The sequence below is a fragment of the Cobetia sp. genome, from assembly GCF_983723665.1.
The window spans coordinates 1-25134 of the sequence record NZ_CFDJES010000018.1; the positions used below are offsets into that span (position 1 = coordinate 1).

Sequence of the window (25134 nt, forward strand, 5' to 3'; positions counted from 1 at the left end):
TTACTTGGCCGGATAGTCGCGCTGCGGGTGGCCGGTGTAGAGCTGACGCGGACGGCCGATACGGTGGCCGCCGGCGATCATCTCGTTCCAGTGGGAGATCCAGCCGATGGTGCGCGACATGGCGAAGATGACCGTGAACATGTTGGTCGGGATGCCGATCGCCTTGAGGATGATGCCGGAGTAGAAGTCGACATTCGGGTACAGCTTGCGCTCGATGAAGTACTCGTCCTCCAGTGCGATCTGTTCCAGACGCTTGGCGATCTTGAGCTGCGGGTCGTCCGCCATGCCCAGCTGCTCCAGCACTTCGTCGCAGGTCTCTTTCATGACCTTGGCGCGCGGATCGAAGTTGCGATAGACGCGGTGACCGAAGCCCATCAGCTTGAACGGGTCTTCCTTGTCCTTGGCCTTGTCGATGAAGCGCTGGATGTTCTCCTCGGACTCTTCACCGATCTCGTCGAGCATGGCCAGTACGGCTTCGTTGGCGCCGCCGTGTGCCGGGCCCCACAGTGCCGCGATACCGGCGCTGATGCAGGCGAACGGGTTGGCACCGGTGGAGCCGGCCAGACGCACGGTAGAGGTCGAGGCGTTCTGCTCGTGGTCGGCGTGCAGCATGAAGATGGTGTCCATCGCCTTGGCGAACACCGGGTTGATCTTGTACTCCTCGCACGGGTTGCCGAACATCATGTACAGGAAGTTCTCGCCGTAGGAGAGGTCATTGCGCGGGTACATGAACGGCTGACCGATGTTGTACTTGTGGCACATGGCCGCCAGGGTCGGCATCTTGGCGATCAGGCGCACGGCGCTGACGTAGCGTTCCTTCTCGTTGGTGATGTTCAGGTTGTCGTGATAGAAGGCGGCCAGGCCACCGACCACGCCGCACAGGATCGCCATCGGGTGGGCGTCGCGACGGAAGCCCTTGAAGAAGTTGACGATCTGCTCATGCACCATGGTGTGGTTGCTGATCAGCTGGGCGAACTTGTCGTATTCCTCGTCGCTCGGCAGCTCCCCGAACAGCAGCAGGTAGCACAGCTCGATGTAGTTGGAGCTCTTGGCCAGCTGGTCGATGGGGTAGCCGCGATGCAGCAGCACGCCTTTCTGGCCATCGATGAAGGTGATGGATGATTCGCAGGCGGCAGTGGAGACGAAGCCCGGGTCGTAGGTGAACATGCCTTCGGCGGTCAGGCCGCGAACGTCGATGACGTCCTGGCCGAGCGTGCCGGAATAGACCGGGAACTCGATGCTCTTGTCGATACCGTCTACTGTCAATGTCGCTTTCTTGTCAGTCATGCCGACCTCCTCATTATTCGCGTAACTCTTTGACTTGCTTGCCATGCCGGGCTTGCATCAATCCCGCCCACTATAGAAGCCCGCGAAAGATTGTCAATTCGCCACACGGCGTAGAGACGCGCGCCATGCTGCTGTGCGTCAGTTCCCCGACGTTTACGTATCCCGTGCCGTCAGGTCGCGTCCTGTTCACTGCATTTTGTGCAATCCGTGGTTGCGGCCCTGCGACGTCATGCCATTTGTCATGCCAATGGCCAACCCCTATAATCCACCGTCGCGCGACTGGCGGGAAATTCGGCTCGGTACCGTGGATGGCCTGCGCCCGAGACCCTTCCTCAAACCACCGCCCCTGCGGGCTTGCGTCCGTGTTGGGCCAAGAGAGTGTGTAAGAGCCGTGAATAGCAAACGACCCGTAAATCTCGATCTGACGACGATAAAGTTCCCTCTCCCTGCGCTGACTTCAATCACCCACCGTATTACCGGCGTGATTCTGTTCGTGGGCCTGGTATTTGCGCTGTGGGCACTCGATGCCTCGCTGTCCTCCCCGGAAGGGTTCGAGGCAGTGCGCGACACCCTGGCGACCAACTTCCTGGCCAAGATCGTGGCCTGGGGCCTGCTGTCTGCCCTCGGTTTCCACTTCGTGGCTGGCATCAAGCACCTGCTGATGGACATGGATATTGGTGTCGAACTGGAAAGTGCTAATCGCAAGGCGCAGGTCACTGTCGTGATCAGTGCTGTTCTCGTGGTCCTGGCGGGAGTCTGGGTATGGTAAACAACATCACCAATTTCAGCCGCAGCGGTCTGTCCGACTGGGTGCTGCAGCGTGTTTCTGCCGTGATTCTGGCAGTCTATTCCGTGTTCATGGTCGGCTACCTGCTGCTCCATCCGAACCTCGACTACACCACCTGGAGTGGTCTGTTCGAGAACACGGCGATGCGCATCTTCTCTCTGATGGCATTCATCTCGATTGCCGCACACGCCTGGATCGGTCTGTGGACCGTGGCGACCGATTACATGAAGCCGACCGCACTGCGTTTCGGTTTCCAGGTCTTCGTCATCCTTGCGTTGTTCATCTTCTTGGTCTGGGGCGTTCAAGTCCTGTGGGGAGCCTGATACATGTCCACCATGCGTAGCCTGACATTCGACGCGATCATCATCGGCGGCGGCGGCGCTGGCCTGCGTGCCGGTCTCGAACTGTCCCAGTCCGGCAAGAAGACCGCCGTGCTGTCCAAGGTCTTCCCGACCCGCTCGCATACTGTCTCTGCCCAGGGCGGTATCACCTGTGCCATCGCTTCTGCTGATCCGAATGATGATTGGCGCTGGCACATGTATGACACCGTCAAGGGTGGCGATTACATCGCTGATCAGGACGCTGCGGAATATATGTGTACCGAAGGCCCGAAAGCGGTCTTCGAGCTTGAGCACATGGGTCTGCCGTTCTCCCGTTTCGACAACGGCCGCATCTACCAGCGTCCGTTCGGTGGCCAGTCCAAGGACTTCGGCAAGGGCGGCCAGGCGGCTCGTACCTGCGCCGCGGCTGACCGTACCGGTCACGCCCTGCTGCACACTCTGTATCAGGCCAACCTGAAGAACGGCACCGTCTTCCTCGACGAGTGGTACGCCATCGATCTGGTCAAGAATGCCAACGGCGATATCGTCGGCGTGATTGCCCTGTGCATCGAGACCGGCGAGACCGTGGTCGTGAAGTCCAAGGCCACCGTTCTGGCCACTGGCGGTGCGGGCCGTATCTACGCCTCCACCACCAATGCCCTGATCAACACCGGCGACGGTATCGGCATGGCACTGCGTGCCGGCCTGCCGGTCCAGGACATGGAAATGTGGCAGTTCCACCCGACCGGGATTCACGGTGCGGGCGTGCTGGTCACCGAAGGTTGCCGCGGTGAAGGTGGCTACCTGGTCAACAAGGACGGCGAGCGCTTCATGGAGCGTTATGCGCCGAACGCCAAGGACCTCGCGGGCCGTGACGTCGTCGCGCGCTCCATGGTGCTGGAAATCCTCGAAGGCCGTGGCTGTGGCGAGAATGGCGACCACGTCTTCCTGAAGCTGGATCACCTGGGCGAGGAAGTGCTGAACAAGCGCCTGCCGGGTATCTCCGAGCTGTCCAAGACCTTCGCGCACGTCGATCCGACCAACGCGCCGATCCCGGTCGTGCCGACCTGCCACTACATGATGGGCGGCATCGCCACCAACGTGCACGGTCAGGCCATCGCACAGAACGAAGACGGCAGCGACCGCATCGTCAACGGCCTCTATGCCGTGGGTGAAGTGGCCTGTGTGTCCGTTCACGGTGCCAACCGTCTGGGCGGCAACTCGCTGCTGGATCTGGTCGTCTTCGGTCGCGCCGCGGGCAAGTACATCGAAAGCGCGCTCAACGAAGGGGTCGAGTACCTCGAGCCGACGCAGAGCGACATCGATGCTGCCCTGGTGCGCCTGAACCGCTGGAACGAGTCCGAAAGCGGCGAGTCCGTGCCGGAACTCAAGCGCGAACTGCAGCAGATCATGCAGAACTCCTTCGGTGTCTTCCGTCAGGAAGACAAGATGGAAGAGGGCGTCAAGCAGCTGTCCGATCTGCGTGAGCGTATCGCCAAGGCGGGTCTGTCCGACAAGTCTCAGGTCTTCAATACCGCGCGTATCGAAGCTCTCGAGCTGGACAACCTGATGGAAGTGGCGGAAGCCACTGCCATTGCGGCCCTGACCCGCAAGGAAAGCCGTGGTGCTCACTCCCGTTACGACTTCCCGGACCGTGATGACGAGAACTGGCTCAAGCATTCTCTGTTCTTCCCGAACGAGAAGCGTGTCGGCAAGCGTGATGTGAACTTCGCGCCGAAGACCGTCGAGCGTTTCGAGCCGAAGATTCGTACCTACTGAGTCTGAACCCAAGGCGCGCGTCGCGACCCGCTCGGGACGCCGCGCCTTCTTTCAGACCAAGTTCGCACTCGCTCGAGTTCACTCTCGCTTGAGTTCGCCGTGATCGAGGTGCGTGCAGGTCACCGCACGCACCTGACCCGTTTGCCCGGAGGGGAAACCATGCTTCAGGTATCCATATACCGCTACAACCCTGAAACCGATACTGCGCCGTACATGCAGGAGTTTCAGGTCGACACCCAGGGTCGTGACCTGATGGTGTTGAACGTGATGGAAATGCTCAAGGAACAGGACAGCTCGCTGGCCTATCGTCGCAGCTGCCGTGAAGGCGTCTGTGGTTCGGACGGCATGAACATGAACGGCAAGAACGGCCTGACCTGTGTCACCGCGCTGTCCGAAGTCGTCAAGGACAACAAACTGGTGCTGCGTCCGCTGCCGGGCCTGCCGGTCGTGCGTGACCTGGTCGTCGACATGAGCATCTTCTACAAGCAGTACGAGCGCATCCAGCCGTACCTGCTCAACGACACGCCGGCGCCGGCCATCGAGCGTCTGCAGTCGCCGGAAGACCGTGACAAGCTCGACGGTCTCTACGAGTGCATCCTGTGTGCCTGCTGCTCGACTGCCTGCCCGTCCTTCTGGTGGAACCCGGACAAGTTCGTCGGTCCGAGCGGTCTGCTGCAGGCCTATCGCTTTCTGGCGGACTCGCGTGACACCGCCACCAAGGAGCGTTTGAGCGAGCTGGACGACCCGTTTGCCGTATTCCGTTGTCGCGGAATCATGAATTGTGTCGCGGTTTGCCCCAAGGGTCTGAACCCGACACGTGCCATCGGCAAGATTCGTGAGCTTTTGCTGGCAAACGCCACTTAAAAGCCGCGCCTTAGCTTGCTATGATGCACGTCAGCTGCGGCAGGGTGTCACACCTTGTCGCAGCGCACAGCTTGCTGAAGCCGGTGCCTTGTGCACCGGCTTTTGACGATAAAAGAAGACTCAGATGGTGAAGGCCTCCATGGTTTCGCCATACAGGGCATAATCGAGTGACGCCGACAGCGCTTGTCAGGCGCCTACCCCACCCCATCAGTCAGGGTGACCGAGAGATGCAAGAAGGCACAATGGAGTTGATGTGGCGCACTTCCCATATGAGCGGGGGGAATGTCCACTACGTAGAAGATCTCTACGAGCGTTATCTTGTCGACCCGAATGAGGTTCCCGACGAGTGGCGCAACTACTTTGATACTCTGCCGCGTCATGACGGCAGCCCCTCCCAGGATGTTCCGCTAGCGCCGATCCGTGATCAGTTCTACGAGATGGGTCGCAACAGTCGCCGCCCGGTGGCTGTCTCTGCGGGCGAAAGCAGCGAGAACAAGAAGCAGGTTCGTGTTCTCCAGCTGATCAACGCCTACCGCTTCCGTGGCCACCAGAAGGCGGATATCGATCCCCTCGGTCTGCGCAAGCCGGCACCGGTACCTGACCTCGAACTGTCCTTCCATCAGCTGTCCGCCGCTGACATGGACGTCGAGTTCCAGACCGGCTCGCTGTTCCTGGGCAAGGATGTCGCTCCGCTGAAGGAAATCCACGCCGCGCTGGAGCAGACCTACTGCCGCAGCATCGGCGCCGAGTTCATGCACATCGTCAACACGGAAGAGAAGCGCTGGCTGCAGCAGCGTTTCGAGTCCGTACGTTCCAAGCCGAACTTCTCACGCGATGTCCGTCATCACGTGCTGGAACGTCTGACCGCCGCCGAAGGCCTCGAGAGCTATCTCGCCAGCAAGTACCCGGGCACCAAGCGCTTTGGTCTGGAAGGCGGCGAATCCTTCATTCCGATGATGGATGAGCTGATCCAGCGCAGCGGCAAGTACGGTACCAAGGAAGTCGTGATCGGCATGGCCCACCGTGGCCGTCTCAACCTGCTGGTCAACCTGCTGGGCAAGAGCCCGTCAGAGCTGATCGAGGAATTCGATGGCAAGAAGCAGATTGCCAAGGGTTCCGGCGACGTGAAGTACCACCAGGGCTTCAGTTCGAATGTCATGACCCCGGGCGGCGAAGTCCACCTGGCGCTGGCGTTCAACCCGTCGCACCTGGAAATCGTCTCTCCGGTGGTGGAAGGCTCCGTGCGTGCCCGTCAGGACCGTCGCGAAGACAGCGAAGGCGACAGCGTACTGCCGATCTCCATCCACGGTGACGCGGCATTCGCCGGTCAGGGCGTGGTCATGGAGACCTTCCAGATGTCGCAGACCCGTGCCTACAAGACGGGCGGTACCGTGCATGTCGTCATCAACAACCAGGTGGGCTTCACCACCTCGCGTGCCGATGACGCTCGCTCGACCGAATACTGCACCGACATCGCCAAGATGGTTCAGGCGCCGATCATCCACGTCAATGGAGATGATCCGGACGCCGTGCTGCACGCCGCTCAGGTCGCCATCGACTACCGTCAGCAGTTCAAGCGTGACGTCGTGCTCGACCTCGTGTGTTACCGCAAGCGCGGTCACAACGAAGCCGACGAGCCGTCCGGCACCCAGCCGCTGATGTACGCCAAGATCAAGACCCAGAAGACTGCCCGCGAGAAGTATGCGGACCGTCTGGTCGAGGAAGGCGTGCTCAGCGCGGAAGAGACCAAGCACCTGGTCGATCAGTACCGTGCTGACCTGGATGCCGGCAACCACGTTGCCAATGCGCTGGTGAAGCAGCCCAACACCGGTCTGTTCGTCGATTGGACGCCGTACCTGGGCCACGAGTGGACCGGCGTTGCCGATACCTCGATGGACATGAAGCAGCTGCAGGCCCTCGCCAACAAGATGTGCGAAGTGCCGGACGGCGTCTCGGTCCAGCGTCAAGTCAACAAGATCTACGAAGACCGTCGCAAGATGGCCGCTGGAGGCATGCCGCTGAACTGGGGCTTCGCCGAGACACTGGCCTACGCCACCCTGGTCGATGCCGACCATCCGGTGCGTATCACCGGTCAGGACGTGGGTCGCGGTACCTTCTCCCACCGTCACGCGGTGGTGCACAACCAGAAGGATGGCGACACCTACGTGCCGCTGCAGCACATCAAGGATGGTCAGGCGACCTTCACCATCCATGACTCCTACCTCTCCGAGGAAGCGGTGCTGGCCTTTGAATATGGCTATGCCACCACCATGCCCAAGGCATTGGTCGTGTGGGAAGCCCAGTTCGGTGACTTCGCCAACGGCGCCCAGGTGGTGATGGACCAGTTCATCTCCTCCGGCGAGAGCAAATGGGGCCGCCTGTGTGGTCTGACCATGCTGCTGCCGCACGGCTACGAGGGTCAGGGCCCGGAGCACAGCTCCGCACGCCTCGAGCGTTACCTCCAGCTGTGTGCCGAGCACAACATGCAGGTATGCATGCCGACCACGCCGGCGCAGATCTATCATCTGCTGCGTCGTCAGGTCATCCGCTCGCTGCGCAAGCCGCTGGTCGTGCTGTCACCCAAGTCTCTGCTGCGTCACAAGGAAGCGACTTCCACCCTCGACGAGCTGGCCGATGGCCGCTTCGAGATGGTGCTGTCCGACAAGGGCAACCTGGAAGCTTCCAAGGTCAAGCGCGTCGTGCTGTGTGCGGGCAAGGTCTACTATGACCTGGCCGCCTATCGCGCCGAGCAGGGCCGTGAAGATGTTGCCATCATCCGTGTCGAGCAGCTCTATCCCTTCCCGAAGGAAGAGCTCCAGGCCGCCATCGCCGACTACGAGAATCTCGAGCAGGTGATGTGGTGCCAGGAAGAGCCGCTCAACCAGGGTGCCTGGTATCAGAGTCAGCACCATATGCGTCAGGTCGCTGAGCAGCACCGTCAGGGGCTTGGCATGAGCCTGGACTTCGCCGGACGCCCGGCCTCTGCGGCACCTGCCGCGGGCTACATGTCCGTTCATAACGAGCAGCAGCGCCAGCTGGTCGACGACGCCTTCAACAAGTAAAGGCTCGCGACCCGCAAGGGCACCGAGAGAGAATTGAGTTAAGGAACTCCAATGGCTATCGATATCAAAGCGCCGTCTTTTCCGGAATCCGTCGCCGAAGGCACTGTGGCGACCTGGCACAAGCAGCCCGGCGACAGCGTCGAGCGTGACGAGCTGATCGTCGAGATCGAGACCGACAAGGTCGTGCTGGAAGTCGTCGCACCGCAGGACGGCACCCTGGGCGAAATCAAGGTTCAGGAAGGCGATACCTGCGAGTCCGAGCAAGTGCTGGGCTCCATCGGTGATGCAGACGCCGCTGCATCTTCAGACGCCAAGGACGACTCCGCCGCTGAAGAGAGCAAGGACGACGCCAAGGCCGACAGCAAGCCGGCCGCCGGTGGCGAAGGCAAGACGCTGGAAGTCAAGGCGCCGAGCTTCCCGGAATCCGTTGCCGAAGGCACCGTCGCCACCTGGCACAAGAAGGTCGGTGAAGCCTGCGAGCGCGACGAGCTGATCGTCGAGATCGAGACCGACAAGGTCGTGCTGGAAGTCGTGGCTCCGGCCGACGGCGCCCTGAGCGAGATCAAGGTCGAGGAAGGCGATACCTGCGAGACCGAAGCCGTGCTGGCACTGTTCAGCGCTGGTGCTTCCGGTGGCGCCGCGCCGGCCGCTGAGGCAAGCGACGACAAGTCCGGCTCTGACGAAGGTCAGGACGAGAAGGTCGGCGACAAGATCCTCGCCCCGGCAGCGCGCAAGATGGTCGCCGAGCACGATCTGGACGTCAGCAAGCTGGTCGGTACCGGCAAGGGCGGTCGCGTGCTGAAGGAAGACGTGGCCAAGGCCGTCAAGGAAGGCACTGCGGCCAAGTCCGCTGCCAAGCCGGCTGCCAAGTCCGGCGCTTCCAAGTCCGATGCCAAGGCCGCGCCGAAATCTGCACCGACCTTCGAGGGCGAGCGTCCCGAGAAGCGCGTGCCGATGAGCCGCATGCGTCAGACCATCGCCAAGCGTCTGGTCAATGCCCAGCAGACTGCCGCCATGCTCACCACTTACAACGAAGTGGACATGAGCGCGGTGATGGAACTGCGCAAGCAGTACAAGGACACCTTCCAGAAGGTGCACGACACCAAGCTCGGCTTCATGGGCTTCTTCGTCAAGGCGGCCACCGAAGCGCTCAAGCGCTTCCCGGACGTCAATGCCTCCATCGACGGCACCGACATCGTCTACCACGGTTACCAGGACATCGGTGTGGCCGTGTCTTCCGACCGCGGTCTGGTCGTGCCGGTGCTGCGTGATACCGACAGCATGAAGCTCGCCGATGTCGAAAAGACCATCGTCGACTTCGGTCAGCGTGCCCGCGCCGGCAAGCTGGGCATCGATGAGATGCAGGGCGGTACCTTCACGATCACCAACGGCGGCATCTTCGGTTCCCTGATGTCCACCCCGATCCTGAATCCGCCGCAGACCGCCATCCTGGGCATGCACAAGATCCAGGAGCGTCCGATGGCCGTGAACGGTCAGGTCGTCATCCGTCCGATGATGTATCTGGCACTGTCCTACGATCACCGCATGATCGATGGCAAGGATGCAGTCCAGTTCCTCGTCGCCATCAAGGACCTGCTGGAAGATCCGGCTCGTTTCCTGCTCGACGTCTGAGACCGCAATGTCTCACGCCCTTGAGAATCTCGAGGGCGTGAGCGGCCCCGGCGGGTGGCACTGACACTCGCCGGGTTGCCAACCCGAATCGAACTGCACCAACAGGAAGAGACATGGCCGATAAATTTGATGTGATCGTCATTGGCGCTGGCCCTGGTGGCTATGTTGCCGCTATCCGCGCTGCTCAGCTGGGTCTGAAGACCGCCTGCGTCGAGAAGTGGGTCAACAAGGAAGGCAAGGTCGTTCACGGCGGTACCTGCCTGAACGTCGGCTGCATTCCGTCCAAGGCATTGCTGGAAACCTCGCACAAGTACGTCGAAGCGCGTGATGAATTCGCCGAACTGGGCATCAAGGCCGACGGCGTCGAGATCGACGTGGCCAAGATGATCGAGCGCAAGGCGCAGATCGTGAAGAACCTGACCGGCGGTATCTCCGGTCTGTTCAAGGCCAATGGTGTCACCGCGCTGGAAGGTACCGGCAAGGTGCTGCCGAACAAGCAGGTCGAAGTGACCGATCACGACGGTGGCAAGGCGACCTACGAAGCCGAGAACATCGTCATCGCGTCCGGTTCCGTGCCGGTCGAGATTCCGCCGACGCCGCTGACCGAAGGTCTGATCGTCGATTCCACCGGCGCGCTCGAGTTCGACGAAGCGCCGAAGCGTCTGGGTGTCATCGGTGCCGGTGTCATCGGTCTCGAGCTCGGTAGCGTGTGGAGCCGTTGCGGTTCTGAAGTCACCGTGCTGGAAGCGGTCGACAGCTTCCTGCCGATGGTCGATGCGGCCGTCGCCAAGGAAGCCCAGAAGCTGCTCAAGAAGCAGGGGCTGGACATCAAGCTCGGCGCCCGTGTGACCGGTTCCGACATCAAGGACAGCGAAGTCGTCGTCAAGTACACCGACGCCAACGGCGAACAGGAACAGACCTTCGACAAGATCATCGTCGCGGTCGGCCGTCGTCCGTACACCCAGAGCCTGCTCGACAGCGATGTCGGCATCAATCTGGACGAGCGTGGCTTCATCCACGTCGACGACCAGTGCGCGACCAGCGTGCCGGGCGTCTACGCCATCGGCGACGTGGTGCGTGGCCCGATGCTGGCGCACAAGGCCTCTGAAGAGGGCGTGATGGTTGCCGACATCATCGCCGGCCACAAGGCCGAGATGAACTACGACGCCATCCCGAGCATCATCTACACCTTCCCGGAAGTGGCGTGGGTCGGCAAGACCGAACAGCAAGCCAAGTCCGAAGGCATCGAAGTCAAGACCGGCAGCTTCCCGTTCGCGGCAAGCGGTCGTGCCATGGCCAACAATGCCACTGAAGGTCTGGCCAAGATCATTGCCGACGCTGAGACTGATCGCGTCCTGGGCGTTCATATCATCGGCCAGCATGCCGGTGAGCTGATCGCACAGGGTGTGACTGCCCTCGAGTTCGGCGCAAGCGCCGAAGACCTCGCACTGATCTGCACGGCTCACCCGACACTGTCGGAAGCCGTGCACGAAGCCGCGCTGGCCGTTGACGGGCATGCGATTCACATCGCAAACCGCAAGAAGCGCAAGTAAGCGTCCTTCCGAACAAGAGGCGCGTCGCCCCGGCCAGGCCGGGGCGAACGGTGGCAGTGGCATCTTGCGACTGCCGTTCGAGTCTAATGCAACCAATGGCATGACACGATGAACCTTCACGAATATCAGGCAAAACAACTTTTTGCCGACTATGGCCTGCCGGTGTCCAAGGGCTTTGCCGTTGACACCCCGGAAGACGCTGCTGAAGCGTGCAAGAAGATTGGCGGCGACAAGTGGGTCGTCAAGGCACAGGTCCACGCAGGTGGCCGCGGCAAGGCTGGCGGCGTCAAGCTGGTCGACAGCGCACAAGCCGCTTCCGACTTCGCGACCCAGTGGCTGGGCAAGAACCTGGTGACCTACCAGACTGACGAAAACGGTCAGCCGGTCACCAAGATTCTCGTCGAGAACTGCACCGACATCGCCGAAGAGCTGTACCTGGGCGCCGTCGTTGATCGCACCACTCGTCGCATCGTCTTCATGGCTTCCACCGAAGGCGGCGTGGAAATCGAGAAGGTTGCTGAAGAGACGCCGGAAAAGATCCTGAAAGCCGAGATCGATCCGCTGGTCGGCGCACAGCCGTACCAGGCGCGTGAACTGGCCTTCAAGCTGGGTCTGAACCCGACCCAGATCAAGCAGTTCACCAAGATCTTCCTGGGTCTGGCGAAGATGTTCGCCGACAAGGATTTCGCGCTGCTGGAAATCAACCCGCTGGTCATCACCGACGAAGGCAACCTCCACTGCCTCGACGGCAAGATCAACATCGACGCCAACGCCGTCTACCGTCACCCGGACCTGCAGGCGATGCACGATCCGTCTCAGGAAGACGAGCGTGAAGCGCATGCTGCCAAGTTCGAACTGAACTACGTTGCCCTCGACGGCAACATCGGTTGCATGGTCAACGGCGCAGGCCTGGCGATGGGCACCATGGACATCGTCAACCTGTCTGGCGGCAAGCCGGCCAACTTCCTCGACGTGGGTGGCGGTGCTACCAAGGAACGCGTTGCAGAAGCATTCAAGATCATCCTGTCCGACGACAACGTCAAAGCTGTTCTGGTGAACATCTTCGGCGGCATCGTGCGTTGTGACATGATCGCCGAAGGCATCATCGGTGCCGTCGAGCAGGTCGGTGTCAACGTGCCGGTCGTGGTGCGTCTGGAAGGTAACAACGCTGAACTCGGCGCCAAGAAGCTGGCCGAAAGCGGTCTGAACATCATCGCTGCTACCAGCCTGACTGACGCGGCGCAGCAGGTTGTCAAAGCTGCGGAGGGCAAGTAATGAGCATTTTGATCGACAAGAACACCAAGGTGATCTGCCAGGGCTTCACTGGCGGCCAGGGTACCTTCCACTCTGAACAAGCCATCGCCTACGGCACCAAGATGGTCGGTGGCGTGACGCCGGGCAAGGGTGGTCAGACTCACCTGGGCCTGCCGGTGTTCAACACCGTCGCCGAAGCCGTTGCCGAGACTGGCGCTGAAGCGTCCGTCATCTACGTGCCGGCACCGTTCTGCAAGGATTCCATCCTTGAAGCGGCCAATGCAGGCATCAAGCTGATCGTCTGCATCACCGAAGGCGTGCCGACTCTCGACATGCTGGAAGTCAAGGTCAAGTGCGACGAGCTGGGCGCGCGCGTCATCGGTCCGAACTGCCCGGGTGTCATCACTCCGGGTGAGTGCAAGATCGGTATCATGCCGGGTCACATCCACCAGCCGGGCAAGGTCGGTATCGTGTCTCGTTCCGGCACCCTGACCTACGAAGCCGTCAAGCAGACCACTGACCACGGTTTCGGTCAGTCCAGCTGTGTCGGTATCGGCGGCGACCCGATCCCGGGTTCCAACTTCATCGACATCCTCGAGATGTTCGAGAAGGACCCGAAGACCGAAGCCATCGTCATGATCGGCGAGATCGGCGGTTCTGCTGAAGAAGAAGCTGCTGCCTACATCAAGGCGAACGTCACCAAGCCGGTCGTCTCCTACATCGCTGGTGTGACTGCGCCTCCGGGCAAGCGCATGGGCCATGCAGGCGCCATCATCTCCGGCGGCAAGGGTACTGCCGACGAGAAGTTCGCGGCTCTGGAAGCAGCTGGCGTCAAGACTGTGCGTTCACTCGCGCAGATCGGCGATGCCATCAAGGAAGTCACTGGCTGGTAAGCCATTGATCTCCTGACAGCGATCGGCGCCAAGCGGATCGCATGTCACCGAAAGGGCAGGCCCACAGGGCCTGCCCTTTTTTCGTTTCTGGCCCTCACCAGTCTCTCTAGTGCATGCCGGCGGGGCTACCTGCGGCCGGTGACGTTCGCGAGGAGCGAGGTGTTTCACGGGTACAGGCGTGACAGGTGCGTTCATATCAAGCAGTTGCTAATCTGATGTCTGTTCATTGGCACCTGACCAAGCGACACGTGCAGATGCCCCACGGCGCAACACGACTCACTGATAAGGATGTTCCATGCTCAAGTCATTCCCCGCCCTTACGCGCTCCGCGCGCCTGCTGGCGTTGCTGTCCCTGCCGTTGGCTGCTGGCATGCCGCTGTCTGCCAGTGCAGATTCCGGCGCGGCGGCAGCCTCCGCCCCTGAAGCTTCAGCGAGCATGCAGGTGCCTGCCAAGGGCATCGAGTCGGTGACCAGTCGTGATGATGTTGCCTCCGTCCAGGCGCGTCTCGAGACGGCGCTCAAGGCCAAGGGACTGAAGCTGTTCAGCGTCATCGATCATGAGGCGGGAGCCGAGAAGGTGGGCATGGAGCTGCCCGCGACGCATACCGTCATTTTCGGTAATCCCAAGGTGGGCACTCTGTTGATGCAGTGCAACGGGGCGGCCGCCCTGGACCTGCCGCAGAAGATGCTGATTCGCGCCGTGGAGGGCGGCAGCGTGATCGAGTGGAATGACCCCCAGTACATGGCCAATCGTCATGATCTGGGCGACTGCAAGCTGCCGCTGGACAAGATCGCCGGGCTGCTCAAGGGGCTGGCCGCCGAAGCGGCGGGTCAATGAAGGCAGCGCTCATCACGTGTCGATGCTGATATCGTGAACTGACAGCGGGCGCTGCCAATCAAGCAGGACGAGAAACAAGCAGGACGAAAAAGCCGGGCTCCTCATGGAGTCCGGCTTTTTGATGTTCCCCTGCCAAGGACTGCCTGTCTTGAAGGGCCGCTTACAGAGCATCACCGTGCTGCTTCAGCCACTGTACGGCGCGGTCCGGGTAGTCAGTGAAGACACCATCGACCCTGGCGTCGACGAAGAAGGCGCGCAGCATGTCATCGTAATCGCTGGCCCAGTCGGGGATGCGCCCTTCATCGAGGCGGAAGGTGTAGGGCATCACGATCAGGCCCTGCGCATGGGCTTCCTCGACCATTGGTGTGACCTTGATGTCGTCCCGGGTCGAGCTGTCCTCGATCACCATCGGCTTCCACGGCCCGATGCCATCGGCGTAGGTGGCGATGCGTTGCATGCCTCCCTCCTGATACATCCAGTCATAGTCGTAGGGCTCAAGCTTGCCCTCCGCATCCGGCTGGAAGGTCATGTCCCAGCGGGTCTCGCCCATCAGCTGCACCAGACGCAGGTTCATCTCCAGTTCGGGCTGCAGCGTGTCGTGGATGCGCTTGAGGCCATTGGGATCGAAGACCTGCACGACGGCATTGTCATCCTGCGCGACGTAGCCGTACTGCTTGAGGGTCTCGAGCACGGCTCGCGAGACCTGCTTGCCTTCCGACTGGTGGAACCAGGGCGCCTTGATCTCCACATACAGGCCGACATCGCGTCCGGTGGAGTGATTCAGGCCCTGAATCATCTCGATCTCTTCACTCAGGGTGTGCAGGCCGAAGTGCGACTTGCCCAGCGGGAAGCGCTCAGGGTAGTCGGCGACCTGCTCGCCATCCTTGACGGTGAAGCCCTCGCTGAACGCCAGCTTGCGCAGCTCGTCCAGCGTGAAGTCGATGGCGTAGTAGCGGCCATCATCACGCGCACGCTCGGGGAAGACCTCGGCGACATTGGTCACGCGGTCCAGGAAGCGGTCGTGCAGTACCACCAGCTGGTCATCCTTGCTCATCACCACATCCTGCTCGAGGAAGTCGGCGCCCTGGGCGTAGGCCATCGCCTTGGCCGCGAGGGTGTGCTCCGGCAGGTAGCCCGAGGCACCCCGGTGGGCGACCACGACCTTGTCGGTGCCATGGCCGGGGTCGATGCTGCGCAGGGGCCTGTCATCAGCGAGTGCCACTGAGGTCGAGGTGGCCAGCAGCGAGCCGACCACGCCCATCATGGCCAGCGGGCGGCGAATGCGGGCGGAAGTCGGGTGACGCTGGGAAGGATGCGGCATGTGAGATCACCTTGAGCTGTGGTTATTGTATGGCCGTTCAATAAAGCCGCCTGCCAACATAACAAAGTCTTATTAATATGGCGATGATCAAGTGTTTTTCATGATGATGTCTGCAGCGATGCTCGCTCGCCCCGTCATGTGGCTGCCGAGCGACGCTTGAGCAAGCTTCCCAGCATGCTGCGTCCCGCCATCACGAAGAACACCGGGGCGCCGGCGATCAGGTAGAAATAGAAGGTCACCGCTCGCCAGATCACCACGGCCGCCGCGGCACTGGCGGCGCCGATCATCGGGCTGAGCAGGGCAGTGGAGGACAGCTCCGCACCTCCGGCACCGCCGGGCAACAGCGTCAGCTGGCCCGCCGCCAGAGAGAGCATCTGCACGATGAAGGTCCAGCTCCAGTCGATGTCCTGCCCCAGTCCGGACACGGCCAGATAGAGGATCGAGTAGCGCAGCAGCCAATGGGCACAGCAGAGCAGGAAGATCAGGCTCAGCGTCAGGCGCGGCAGGGCGAGTGTCTCGACCAGCGCATGGCGGAAGTGGATCAGGCCCCGCGCCAGCTTGATGCGTGAGCGATGGCGTACCTTGAGCCAGCGCAGCAGGCGTCCGCTGGTCTTGAGCAGGCGCCGATGATGCTTGCCCAGCGCGGCCAGCAGGCCAAAGCCGATGATCAGCAACAGCGCCGGCACGGCCAGCATCCACCCCAGGCGCAGGTCGATGGTATGCGAGAGGGCGTAGAGCCCGATGCTGGCCAGCGCCGAGAGGAAGAACAGCATGTCGGTGATCTGATCGACCGCGAATACCGCCGTGGCCTGTGCCGGGCGTACCCCCTGACGTGACAGCAGCCCCATCAGGGTAAGCGGGCCGCCACTGCCGCCGGGGGTGGCGCTGATGGCGAACTCGGTCGCCATCACCATGCCGACGGCGCGGCGTTGCCCCAGGTGACCGCCCCGCCCGGCCAGCAGCAGACGCAACCGGCCGGCGTTCAGGTTCCAGCACATCACGATCATGCCCAGCATCAAGAGAAAGGTGTCGAGGGGGAACTGGCGCAACTGGCCGCCCAGTCCGCTGCCGCCCAGCACCAGCGGTATCGCGATGACCATCACAAGGCCAGCACCCAGTAACCAGAGGGCACGATTCATGGCAGATTCCCGCAGCGGGTTGTCACAAGGCCCATACGACGGGACTCATCCGGTAGGTGGGTCTCAGGCAGCACTGTGAGCCGCCTGGTGCGAGTTCAGTTGCGCCGTGTCAGACGTGGCGGGGGTGAGCAGCCCCTGCTGCGTCAGCCAGCCGATCTTGGTCATCGGCTGGCGCCCTTCATCGAGCAGGCGCTCGACCAGCGTCAGCCAATACTGGCGTGAGCGTGCATGACGCATGTCGACCGGATGCAGGCCCAGACGCAACACCGGCGTCTGTTGCTCGCGGCTCAGCTTGCGCTGCGTCACCCACTGCGACATCAGGCGGCGTGGCGCCGAGCGTGCGCTCCACACGAGTCCGGGCGCATCGATGACCGTGAAGTCAGGCAGTCGATAGAGATGCTGGGGGTCGCTGGTGTAGCGGAAGTCGAGGGACTTCAGGGCCTTGCGAGTGCCGTCACTCATCAGCCAGGCAGGGGCCACGAAGCCATCCAGCGGCCAGCCAAGACGCTTGAAGAGTGCGGCACCTTCCAGCAGGCGTCGTCTGGCTTCGGCCTCATCGAGGGGGTAGAACTCGCCTTCCCAGGTCAGCACGCGGCGCATCAGGTAATCGCGCGGGGTGCGGGGGGCTGGCGCGTCATCGCAGTGATGGAAGCCATGCAGGGCAAGCTCGTCCCCCTGTTGGCGGCGAGAGTCCAGCAGGGCGATGAATTCCGGAGCGTCTTCCAGGGCGCTGCGATGATGGAAGTCAGGCACCACCAGCCAGGTGATCGGGCAGGGGTGGTTCAGGCGTTCCTGGCAGAGGGCATCCACCTCGGCGACGAAGTCCCGGTAGTCGGTCCAGGTCTCGGGCGCGACATCATGCAGGACCAGCAGAAAGTGCTGCTTGGCAGCCGGCGATTCAGCCATGGGTCACCTCCTCGAGTACCGGTTGCATGCGAGTCCCGGTGACCGCGTGATAATGCCCGAGCAGACCATCCACGACACGGTCCCAGGCATGGTGCTTCTCGACATGACGCCGCGCCTGGCGACCCAGTGCGGCGGGGTCATTGGCGAAGACTTCCTGCACGGCACGCGCCATGGCATGCGGCGAGTGCGGGTTGCACAGCTGACCGCAGCCCAGTGGCACATTCTCGGCCAGCGCGCCGGCGCGTGCCGCCACCACCGGCGTGCCGCAGGCCATGGCTTCCAGTACCACCAGACCGAAGGTTTCCTGGGTGCCGGCATGCAGCAGCACATCCACCGAGGCCACCAGACGCGCCACTTCGGTGCTGCTGCAGAAATGCCCGGTCACGCTGACATTGTCGGGCAGATGTCGCGGCATGCCCGAGCCGATCAACAGCAGATGGTAGTCGGGGCCGAGCAGGCGGGCGGCCTCCAGCAACTCATCCAGATTCTTCTCGCGTGAGCCGCGTCCGGCGAAGGCCAGCAGGCGCACGTGGTCTTCCAGGCCAAGCTCGCGGCGCAGGCTCTCATCGCGGCAGTCAGGGTGGAAGGTGGAAAGATCGACACCGAGTGGCTGGATATGGACATTGTCGACGCCGAGCCGGTCGAGCCGGTCGGCCATCACCTGGCTGGGGGCCAGCACGCGGTCAAAGTGGCGATAGAGGCGTTTGACGTAGCGATCGACGTTGGCCCCTGACCACTCGCCCAGGCGATTGGTGATCAGGCGCGGCAGGTCCGAGTGATAGAAGCCCAGCACCGGGACATCGAGCTTGCGACCGGCATCGAGTGCCGCCCACGCCGTGACGTAGGGGTCGCCGGCCTCGATGACATCCGGCTGCAGTGCCAGCAGCGTGCTGACCCAGCCGCCCCGGCGCAGGGGGAAGCGATAGCCGTTGCCGAAGGGAATGGGCGGTGCCGGCACGCTGTAGAGGTCATCACTGACACTGGTGGTCTCGCCGGGGACCAGCAGGCTGTGACGAACATCAGGCCGCGTCCGTAGACGTCGTCGCTTGGCTTCCAGGTAGGTTCTGACCCCGCCACTGGAGGGGGCATGGAACATGGTCATGTCAGCGATATGCACACGGACTCCTCAAGACCGCTTTACCGGTCGTGCGCGATGAAGATGAATCCCGACGTCACTGCCCGCCATGGCTGCCTTGTCGTGCTTCAGGGTGCTCCCGGGTGCTTGAGAAAGACGCAATCGAGCACGCAGATTCCAGCAAGCCAGTGGCAATGACGAACGAGCCTCTGGTCAAGTCATGGGGGGAACCCGACGTGAAACCAAGGGCACGAGGCATGACATGCGGTGTCGCGCGTGACGAGACGCCTCGCCACGCGATGTTCCACACTGCGGCTGGCAATGACGTTACATCAGGAGATGACTGGTCTGTGTGACAACAGGGAACAATGTTGGTGCGATGCGCTCCCGCTCTCGGACATTTGTCATCAAGCTCCTGGCATCACGCCCCTGGCATCACGCCCCTGGCATCAGGTTCACTGCGAGGGGAGGGAAGAAAGACGTTTTGCCATGCTGGCGTGCTCCAGCAGGGAGTGCGGCAGCTGGACTCTGGTCAGTGCTGCGCAAGAGAAGCCCTACGACAGGCAAAAAAAGACCCTGTCCGGAGCCACCGGACAGGGCAAGTGCGTGCACTACAGGAATACAGGGGGCGACAGGGGGGGAGGGTCGCCGGAGCGGGCATTGCAGGGTCTAGCAGTGGATCGACTCAGTCATGTCTGGCATCCGTGCCTGGTGTTGCATGGGGTCCTGGCATCGTTATCTGTCCTGATGGAGGGAGATCGGGCGTCATCACGCCAGTCCATGCTGGGAAAGGTGCAGGGCGCTGGGCATGGCCTGGCCAAGCTCCTGCGAGAAGGCGGCTTCCGGCTCGGCTGGGCGCTGGCTGGCGAGCAGCACAAGGCTCAGCAGCAGGCCGGCGGCCAGCAGCAGACGGTTGCGGGTCCGGCGGCGATCACGTTCCAGCAGCATCGCGACATGTTCCATCGCTTCACGTTGAATCTCACGCTGGCGCTCCGGAGAGGTGGAGCTGCCATCCGAGCTTCTGCCTGAGATGCTGTCTGCTCCGGCGTCGACACGGGCATAGCTCATGGCCGGGTGACGAACGATGGCGGCATGCTCGGCCAGGTGACGCAGTGAGGTAGCTGCAGTGGAGCGATGAGTTTTCATTTCCGGGTCCTCGCATGGACGAACTTCATCAGGGACAGGCTTCAGTCATTCGCGCTTGGTCAATCCAGTAACGCTGCAGCAGTGAAAGCAGATGTCGTGTGTCGATGTGAGGAGTATAGCGTGAGCTTCTGTTTCACAAAATTACAATTTTTCACGCTTGGCACACGATGCGTATACGTAATGCACAAGAACGAAAAACGCCCCGGGCGCAGAGCGCTCCGGGGCGTAGATGGCCGTGGCAATTGCCCGTGATGACAAGGCAGTTACATACGGCAGTGGTGGGTCGCGGCTTATTCGGCCGGACGACCTACCAGTGAACGACGCTCTTCACGGGCTTCGGTCAAGGAGACCTTGATGATGTCGCCCAGTGAGTAACGCAGCTCGTCTTCGATGCGCACGCGGCCTTCCTTGTCATCGATCGCGACCTTCTTGCGATCGCTGTGGATCAGCGGTGCCGGAATGAAGACGCTGGCGCCATTCTCTTCCAGACGCACACGCATGCCGCCACGACGGATGTCGATGATCTCGCCAGTGAAGACCTGCTGTTCTTCGGCGGCCTTGGTCAGGTAGCGCACGTAGAGCCAGTCCTTCACATCGCGCTCGGCCATGCGGTTGAGACGACGGCGTTCGCTGAGGTGCTCGGTCAGCTGCTCGGTGGCTTCCGCCGGCACGTCCTGGCCGAGAATCACGCGCTTGATCAAGCGGTGGTTGACCATGTCGCCGTACTTGCGGATCGGAGAGGTCCAGGTCGCGTAGGCTTCCAGACCCAGACCGAAGTGCGGTCCCGGCTGAGCGGACATCACGGTGTAACCCTGGAAGCGACGCATGCGCACGTCCAGCCAGGTGTCTTCGCGGCTGTCCAGCTCCTGACGGATCAGGCGGTAGCCTTCCAGGCTGCCCAGCTGTTCCGGCGTGGCGGTGATGTTCTGGCCAGCCAGGAACTCGATGGTGTCGTCGTACTTCTCCGGTGCGAAGCCCTGGTGCACGTTGAAGATACCGTGACCGATGTGCTTGGAGAGCAGACGTGCGCAGCTCAGGTTCGCGGTGATCATGGATTCTTCGATCATGCGATTGCTGATGCGGCGGTGGTCGGCACGTACGTTGAGCACGTTGCCTTCCTCATCCAGCTCGAACTCGAAGTCCGGACGCTCGCGGAAGACCTGGGAATTGCGTGCACGCCAGGCGATACGCGCCTGGGTGAAGGCTTCCAGCTGACGCAGACCTTCGGCCAGCTCTTCGGTTTCCGGCTTCCAGCTGCCTTCCTGGCCTTCGATCCAGTCTGAGACGTTGTCGTAGGTCAGGCGGTGGTGGGAGCGCATGGTGGCCGCGAAGAACTTCGGCTCGCCGATCACGCCATCGGTATCGATGTCGACGATGCACATCAGCGTCGGACGGTCTTCACCTTCCTTCAGCGAGCACAGGTCGTCGGCCAGGATTTCCGGCAGCATGGTGACGTTCTGGCTCGGCAGGTAGACGGTGAAGGAGCGCGTGCGCGCCTCTTCGTCGACACGGCTGCCTTCCGGCACGTAGGCGGTCGGGTCCGCGATGGCGATGCTCAGGGTCCAGCCGCCTTCCGGGCGCTCGACGATGTGCAGGGCGTCATCCATGTCACGCGTCTTCTCACCATCGATGGTGAAGAAGGGCACGTGGGTCATGTCTTCGCGAGTCAGGCCTTCCTCGAGCAGCGGCCAGTCAGTGCCGCCCTCCGGAGAGGCCTGTTCCAGCGCGTGACGTGCCAGGGTGACGCGCCACGGCACACGCGGGTTGTCCACGGTGGCGATGACTTCCTCGATCTGGGCGAAGAAGCTGCGGTCGTCCTTGCGCATCGGGTGACGCAGCAGACGTGCCACGACCCAGTCGCCATCATTGAGGGCTTCCTCATTGATGCCACGCTTCACGCGCGCTTTCATGCGCGTGTTGATGGAGGGGTGGTCCGGCATCACGTTCAGGCGGCCATCACGCTTGCCGACACGAGCGACGAAGCGATCGACACCCGTCTCAATCAGCACTTCCGGCTGTACGGACTTCTTCTCACCTTCCACCTTGACGGTCGCTTCGACGGTATCGCCGTGCAGTACCTGCTTCATGGCGGGTGGCGGCACGAAGAAAGACTCGCCGTCATCGCATTCGAGGAAGCCGAAGCCCTTGTCGGTGCCTTTGATCACCCCCGTGACACGGGGAATTTCCTGGCGGATTTGATCTTTCAGCTGCGCCAGCAGCGAATTGTTCTGCAGCATTTCGGAAGTTCTGTTGGCGGGGTCAGTGGCTCACTATACGGACATGGAGCATGGGGGGAAAGCTACCAGATGGCCCAACGCCCGCGCGGGCTGCGCGCAGGCGTGGATGAGCGGCAGGTCAAGCTTGGGCAAGCCTGGCGAAAGCGGCCTGCCAGTGCGCTTTGCCATAGGCTCAGGCGCGCACTCAGTTGGCGGTCGTCGTGGCGTTCAGCAGACCCGAAACCGGCGTATCACCGTCGAACAGGGTGAAGATGGGCGCCTTGCGATGACGGCCGCCGATCTCGCGGGCCTTGATCAAGCCGAGCAGGAACTCGGCGACATTGGCGCGCGAGACCTGCATCTCGTCGGAGTCATCGGCGCTTTGTGTCAGCCTGCCGCTGCCGCTCTCGTTGGTGAGACGGCCGGGCTTGACGATGACGTGACGCAGGCCACTCTCGGCGAGGCACAGGTCAGCGGCCTTCTTGGCCGCGAAGTAGGGGCGCATCGCCGCCGGACCGGCCAGCGGTGTCTCGGAGCGAATCGAGCTGACCTGAATCACGCGCGATAGCCCGAATTCGGCGGCCAGCTCCGCGGTGCGCATCGCACCATGCAGGTCGATGGTCAGTGTCTTGTCCGGGCCGGTATTCGGGCCGGAGCCCGCGACGAACACCGCCTGATCGCAGCCATAGAAGGCCTGGCGCATCTCGCCTTCCAGATCGCCCAGAACCGTCGGGATGCTGCGTTCATGGAACCAGCTCTGCTGCTCGGTCGAGCGGATCATCGCCACGACGGGTTCGCCGGCGGCCTGAGCCTTCTCGCAGAGTTGACGACCGATCTTGCCGTTGGCACCGATGATGAGCGTCTTGCGCATGCTGTCTGCTCCTTCGCGAATCAAATGGCGAGGCGGCTGGCGAGTGACCTTCCCACTCACAGCCACGCCCCTCCTGGTACAGCAAGGTCTGCGGGCTGAGCCACGTGACTTCAAGGGGACTGCTGTTCGATGGCGGGCATTACGCGGCGACTCGCTCGCGGGATGAAGTCTGCGATGGACAAGCATTAAAGGCGGCTGTCATCTCTGTCTGTGGCACGGGAGCCTTGCTAGGATGGCGCTGCCAGGCACGACTCCCTCAAGATTGCGCCAACGACAAGGATGCCCGATGAGCCGCATAGCCCACCCCGCCACTGATGATCACAGCGACACCGCCGCATGGCACGGCGCCGCCTTCCCCTCCGAGAGCGCGATCCGGGTCGGGCTGATCGGTTATGGCATGGCGGTGCGCACCTTCCACGCGCCCTTGATCGAGGCCACGGACGGGCTGGCGTTGGTGGCGCTGTCCACCTCGCGGCCCGAGGTCGTCAGGGCCGAGCGCCCACAGCTGGAGGTGGAGGCCACCCCGGAGGCCTTGCTTGCGCGTGACGATATCGATCTGATCATCATCGCGACGCCCAACGAGACCCACGCCCCGCTGGCCTCTGCGGCGCTGGCGGCAGGCAAGCATGTGGTCGTCGACAAGCCCTTCACGGTGACGCTTGAAGAAGGCGAGGCCCTGACCCGCCAGGCCGAGCAGGCCGGCCGGGTGCTGGCGGTATTTCACAATCGGCGCTTCGATGCCGACTTCCTGACGCTGGCGGAATTGATCAACGACGGCACGCTGGGGCGCATCGCGCATCTGGAATCCCACTTCGACCGCTTCCGCCCGACGGTGCCGAACCGCTGGCGTGAGCAGGCACTGCCCGGCAGCGGCCTGTGGTATGACCTCGGCCCGCACCTGCTGGATCAGGCGCTGTGCCTGTTCGGCGAACCAGCCGCCATCCAGCTCACGCGTCGCGCCCAGCGCGAAGGCGCGGTGACCGATGATTTCTTCCACGCCGTGCTCGATTACGCCCACCATCCAAGGCACCCCGGTCTGGTGGTGGAGCTGCACGCCAGTGCACTGACGGCGGCGCCGACGGCACGCTTCGCCGCGCACGGCACCCGTGGCAGCTATGTGGTGTTCGGGCTCGACCCTCAGGAAGATTGTCTCAAGGCCGGTGACTGGCCCTCGCGTGACCCGCAGGAGCGCCAGGCGCGCCAGTGGGGGCGGGATGCACGTCCGGGAATGCTGACTGTGCTGGAGGCCGACCCGGACGGCGCCGAGGGCGAGCAGGTGCTGGTGGGCGGCACCCATCAGGGTCGCGATGGCGACTATCCTGCCTGGTATGCGGGGCTGCGCGACTGCATTCGCGGCCAGGGCGGCAACCCGACCTCACCCCATGAGGCGCTGCGCGTGATGAAGTGGCTGGAGGCCGGCATCGCCAGCGAAGGCTGAAACCATCGAAGGTGAGATGACTCACGAAAGACGCGCGCCCTGAAGGCCCGAATGGCCAGCTATCAGAGGCGCGCGTCTTGTTTTCGAGGTAGTGGCAGGGGAGATCGCGGCCTGCTCAGGCTGCGTCGTCCTCGCCCTTGTCGGCCTTGCGCATGCGCGAGAACAGCTCCGCGCGCAGCTCACCGATGCGCGGCACCTCCTCGGCATGGAAGGGGATGGGGCGCAGCAGGCGCATGGCTCGCAGGCCGAGACGTGCGTTCATCAGGCCACTGCCCAGCCCCTGACCGGCCTTGGTGGAGAGGCGGCCGGCCAGATTCATCGACAGCAGGTCCATGCTGGCCTCGGCGGCCAGTTCGCTGGCACCGGCGAAGGCCATCGAGGCCAGCACCTCCTTGAACAGCCGCAGGCGGCTGGCATAGCCCAGCTCCAGCCCGTAGAGGCGCGACAGGCGCTCCATCATGCGCAGCCCGCGCCAGGCCACCAGACTCATGTCGACCCAGGTCAGCGGCGAGACCGCCACCATCACCGCCGTCTCGCCACTCATGCGCGAGATCAGACGCCGCGCCTCACGGTCCCGCGGCCCCAGTACGTGGAAGGCGAACAGCTCGCGGCGCTCCGACGGGGAGTGATGCGCTTCACAGGCGGCGCGCCAGGCGCGCACGCCGGCATCATCATCGCCGAGCTTCATCTGGCGACGCAGCTGTTCGAGCAGGTCTTCCTGCTGGCTGTCGGCTTTGCCGCCTGCCTTGCCCG

General features: G+C 62.6%; 20 protein-coding genes. 11 read left to right on the top strand and 9 right to left on the bottom strand.

Annotated elements, in window-relative coordinates; translation table 11 throughout:
- On the bottom strand, positions 1-1287 hold the full coding sequence (gene gltA / locus AC4FAH_RS03475) for a citrate synthase (protein ID WP_043333109.1): 1287 nt from the start codon (positions 1285-1287) through the stop codon (positions 1-3).
- 391 nt (positions 1288-1678) lie between these two features.
- Here gltA and sdhC point away from each other — a divergent pair, with 391 nt between their 5' ends.
- The 10 genes from sdhC (at position 1679) to AC4FAH_RS03525 (ending at position 14269) form a co-directional block, all read left to right on the top strand.
- Positions 1679-2056, top strand: coding sequence for a succinate dehydrogenase, cytochrome b556 subunit (sdhC, locus tag AC4FAH_RS03480; protein WP_043333108.1), 378 nt, complete (start codon positions 1679-1681; stop codon positions 2054-2056).
- Positions 2050-2397, top strand: coding sequence for a succinate dehydrogenase, hydrophobic membrane anchor protein (gene sdhD / locus AC4FAH_RS03485; RefSeq protein ID WP_043333107.1), 348 nt, complete (start codon positions 2050-2052; stop codon positions 2395-2397). The genes sdhC and sdhD overlap by 7 nt, the downstream gene beginning before the upstream one ends.
- Positions 2398-2400: 3 nt before the next feature.
- Positions 2401-4173 (top strand): succinate dehydrogenase flavoprotein subunit, encoded by a 1773-nt coding sequence (gene sdhA / locus AC4FAH_RS03490; protein ID WP_043333106.1) that lies wholly within the window; start codon positions 2401-2403, stop codon positions 4171-4173.
- Between the two features lie 159 nt (positions 4174-4332).
- Positions 4333-5037 carry a succinate dehydrogenase iron-sulfur subunit gene (locus tag AC4FAH_RS03495; RefSeq protein WP_043333105.1) on the top strand — a complete coding sequence of 235 codons (705 nt, stop codon included), beginning with the start codon at positions 4333-4335 and terminating at the stop codon, positions 5035-5037.
- A 227-nt stretch (positions 5038-5264) separates the two neighbouring features.
- Positions 5265-8099, top strand: coding sequence for a 2-oxoglutarate dehydrogenase E1 component (locus AC4FAH_RS03500; protein WP_490245641.1), 2835 nt, complete (start codon positions 5265-5267; stop codon positions 8097-8099).
- 51 nt (positions 8100-8150) lie between these two features.
- Positions 8151-9731, top strand: a complete 1581-nt coding sequence (odhB, locus tag AC4FAH_RS03505; protein ID WP_131431292.1) for a 2-oxoglutarate dehydrogenase complex dihydrolipoyllysine-residue succinyltransferase — start codon at positions 8151-8153, stop codon at positions 9729-9731.
- Positions 9732-9844: 113 nt separating this feature from the next.
- Positions 9845-11284, top strand: coding sequence for a dihydrolipoyl dehydrogenase (lpdA, locus tag AC4FAH_RS03510; RefSeq protein ID WP_043334000.1), 1440 nt, complete (start codon positions 9845-9847; stop codon positions 11282-11284).
- Between the two features lie 108 nt (positions 11285-11392).
- A complete protein-coding gene (gene sucC / locus AC4FAH_RS03515; protein ID WP_043333999.1) occupies positions 11393-12559 on the top strand; it encodes an ADP-forming succinate--CoA ligase subunit beta in 1167 nt (388 codons plus the stop codon).
- The gene (gene sucD, locus AC4FAH_RS03520) at positions 12559-13431 is read left to right on the top strand and encodes a succinate--CoA ligase subunit alpha (RefSeq protein WP_043333998.1); all 873 of its coding nucleotides are present in this window, start codon (positions 12559-12561) and stop codon (positions 13429-13431) included. The genes sucC and sucD overlap by 1 nt, the downstream gene beginning before the upstream one ends.
- 295 nt (positions 13432-13726) lie before the next feature.
- Positions 13727-14269, top strand: a complete 543-nt coding sequence (locus AC4FAH_RS03525) for a DUF302 domain-containing protein (RefSeq protein WP_286988978.1) — start codon at positions 13727-13729, stop codon at positions 14267-14269.
- Between the two features lie 160 nt (positions 14270-14429).
- Here AC4FAH_RS03525 and glpQ read toward each other — a convergent pair whose 3' ends face one another.
- The 7 genes from glpQ to AC4FAH_RS03560 form a co-directional block, all read right to left on the bottom strand.
- Positions 14430-15590, bottom strand: a complete 1161-nt coding sequence (gene glpQ, locus AC4FAH_RS03530) for a glycerophosphodiester phosphodiesterase (RefSeq protein WP_490245642.1) — start codon at positions 15588-15590, stop codon at positions 14430-14432.
- 134 nt (positions 15591-15724) lie between these two features.
- On the bottom strand, positions 15725-16729 hold the full coding sequence (gene gpgF / locus AC4FAH_RS03535; RefSeq protein WP_054555375.1) for a glucosaminyl phosphatidylglycerol flippase: 1005 nt from the start codon (positions 16727-16729) through the stop codon (positions 15725-15727).
- Positions 16730-16792: 63 nt separating this feature from the next.
- Positions 16793-17635 (bottom strand): N-acetylglucosaminyl phosphatidylglycerol deacetylase, encoded by an 843-nt coding sequence (gpgD, locus tag AC4FAH_RS03540; protein ID WP_317292644.1) that lies wholly within the window; start codon positions 17633-17635, stop codon positions 16793-16795.
- Positions 17628-18752, bottom strand: coding sequence for an N-acetylglucosaminyl phosphatidylglycerol synthase (gene gpgS / locus AC4FAH_RS03545; protein WP_043333996.1), 1125 nt, complete (start codon positions 18750-18752; stop codon positions 17628-17630). The genes gpgD and gpgS overlap by 8 nt, the downstream gene beginning before the upstream one ends.
- Before the next feature lie 726 nt (positions 18753-19478).
- Positions 19479-19856 carry a hypothetical protein gene (locus AC4FAH_RS03550; RefSeq protein ID WP_490245643.1) on the bottom strand — a complete coding sequence of 126 codons (378 nt, stop codon included), beginning with the start codon at positions 19854-19856 and terminating at the stop codon, positions 19479-19481.
- Between the two features lie 290 nt (positions 19857-20146).
- Positions 20147-22093: an exoribonuclease II gene (locus tag AC4FAH_RS03555; protein ID WP_286988984.1), complete on the bottom strand. Its 1947-nt coding sequence runs from the start codon at positions 22091-22093 to the stop codon at positions 20147-20149.
- Positions 22094-22277: 184 nt separating this feature from the next.
- Positions 22278-22943, bottom strand: coding sequence for an SDR family oxidoreductase (locus AC4FAH_RS03560; RefSeq protein ID WP_287020484.1), 666 nt, complete (start codon positions 22941-22943; stop codon positions 22278-22280).
- Between the two features lie 286 nt (positions 22944-23229).
- On the opposite strand from AC4FAH_RS03560, the gene AC4FAH_RS03565 reads away from it, so the two are divergent.
- Positions 23230-24381 (top strand): oxidoreductase, encoded by a 1152-nt coding sequence (locus AC4FAH_RS03565; RefSeq protein ID WP_216060057.1) that lies wholly within the window; start codon positions 23230-23232, stop codon positions 24379-24381.
- Positions 24382-24496: 115 nt separating this feature from the next.
- On the opposite strand, the gene AC4FAH_RS03570 is transcribed toward AC4FAH_RS03565, so the two are convergent.
- Positions 24497-25134 (bottom strand): TIGR01620 family protein (locus AC4FAH_RS03570; RefSeq protein ID WP_490245644.1); only part of this gene is annotated, 638 nt, incomplete at its 5' end.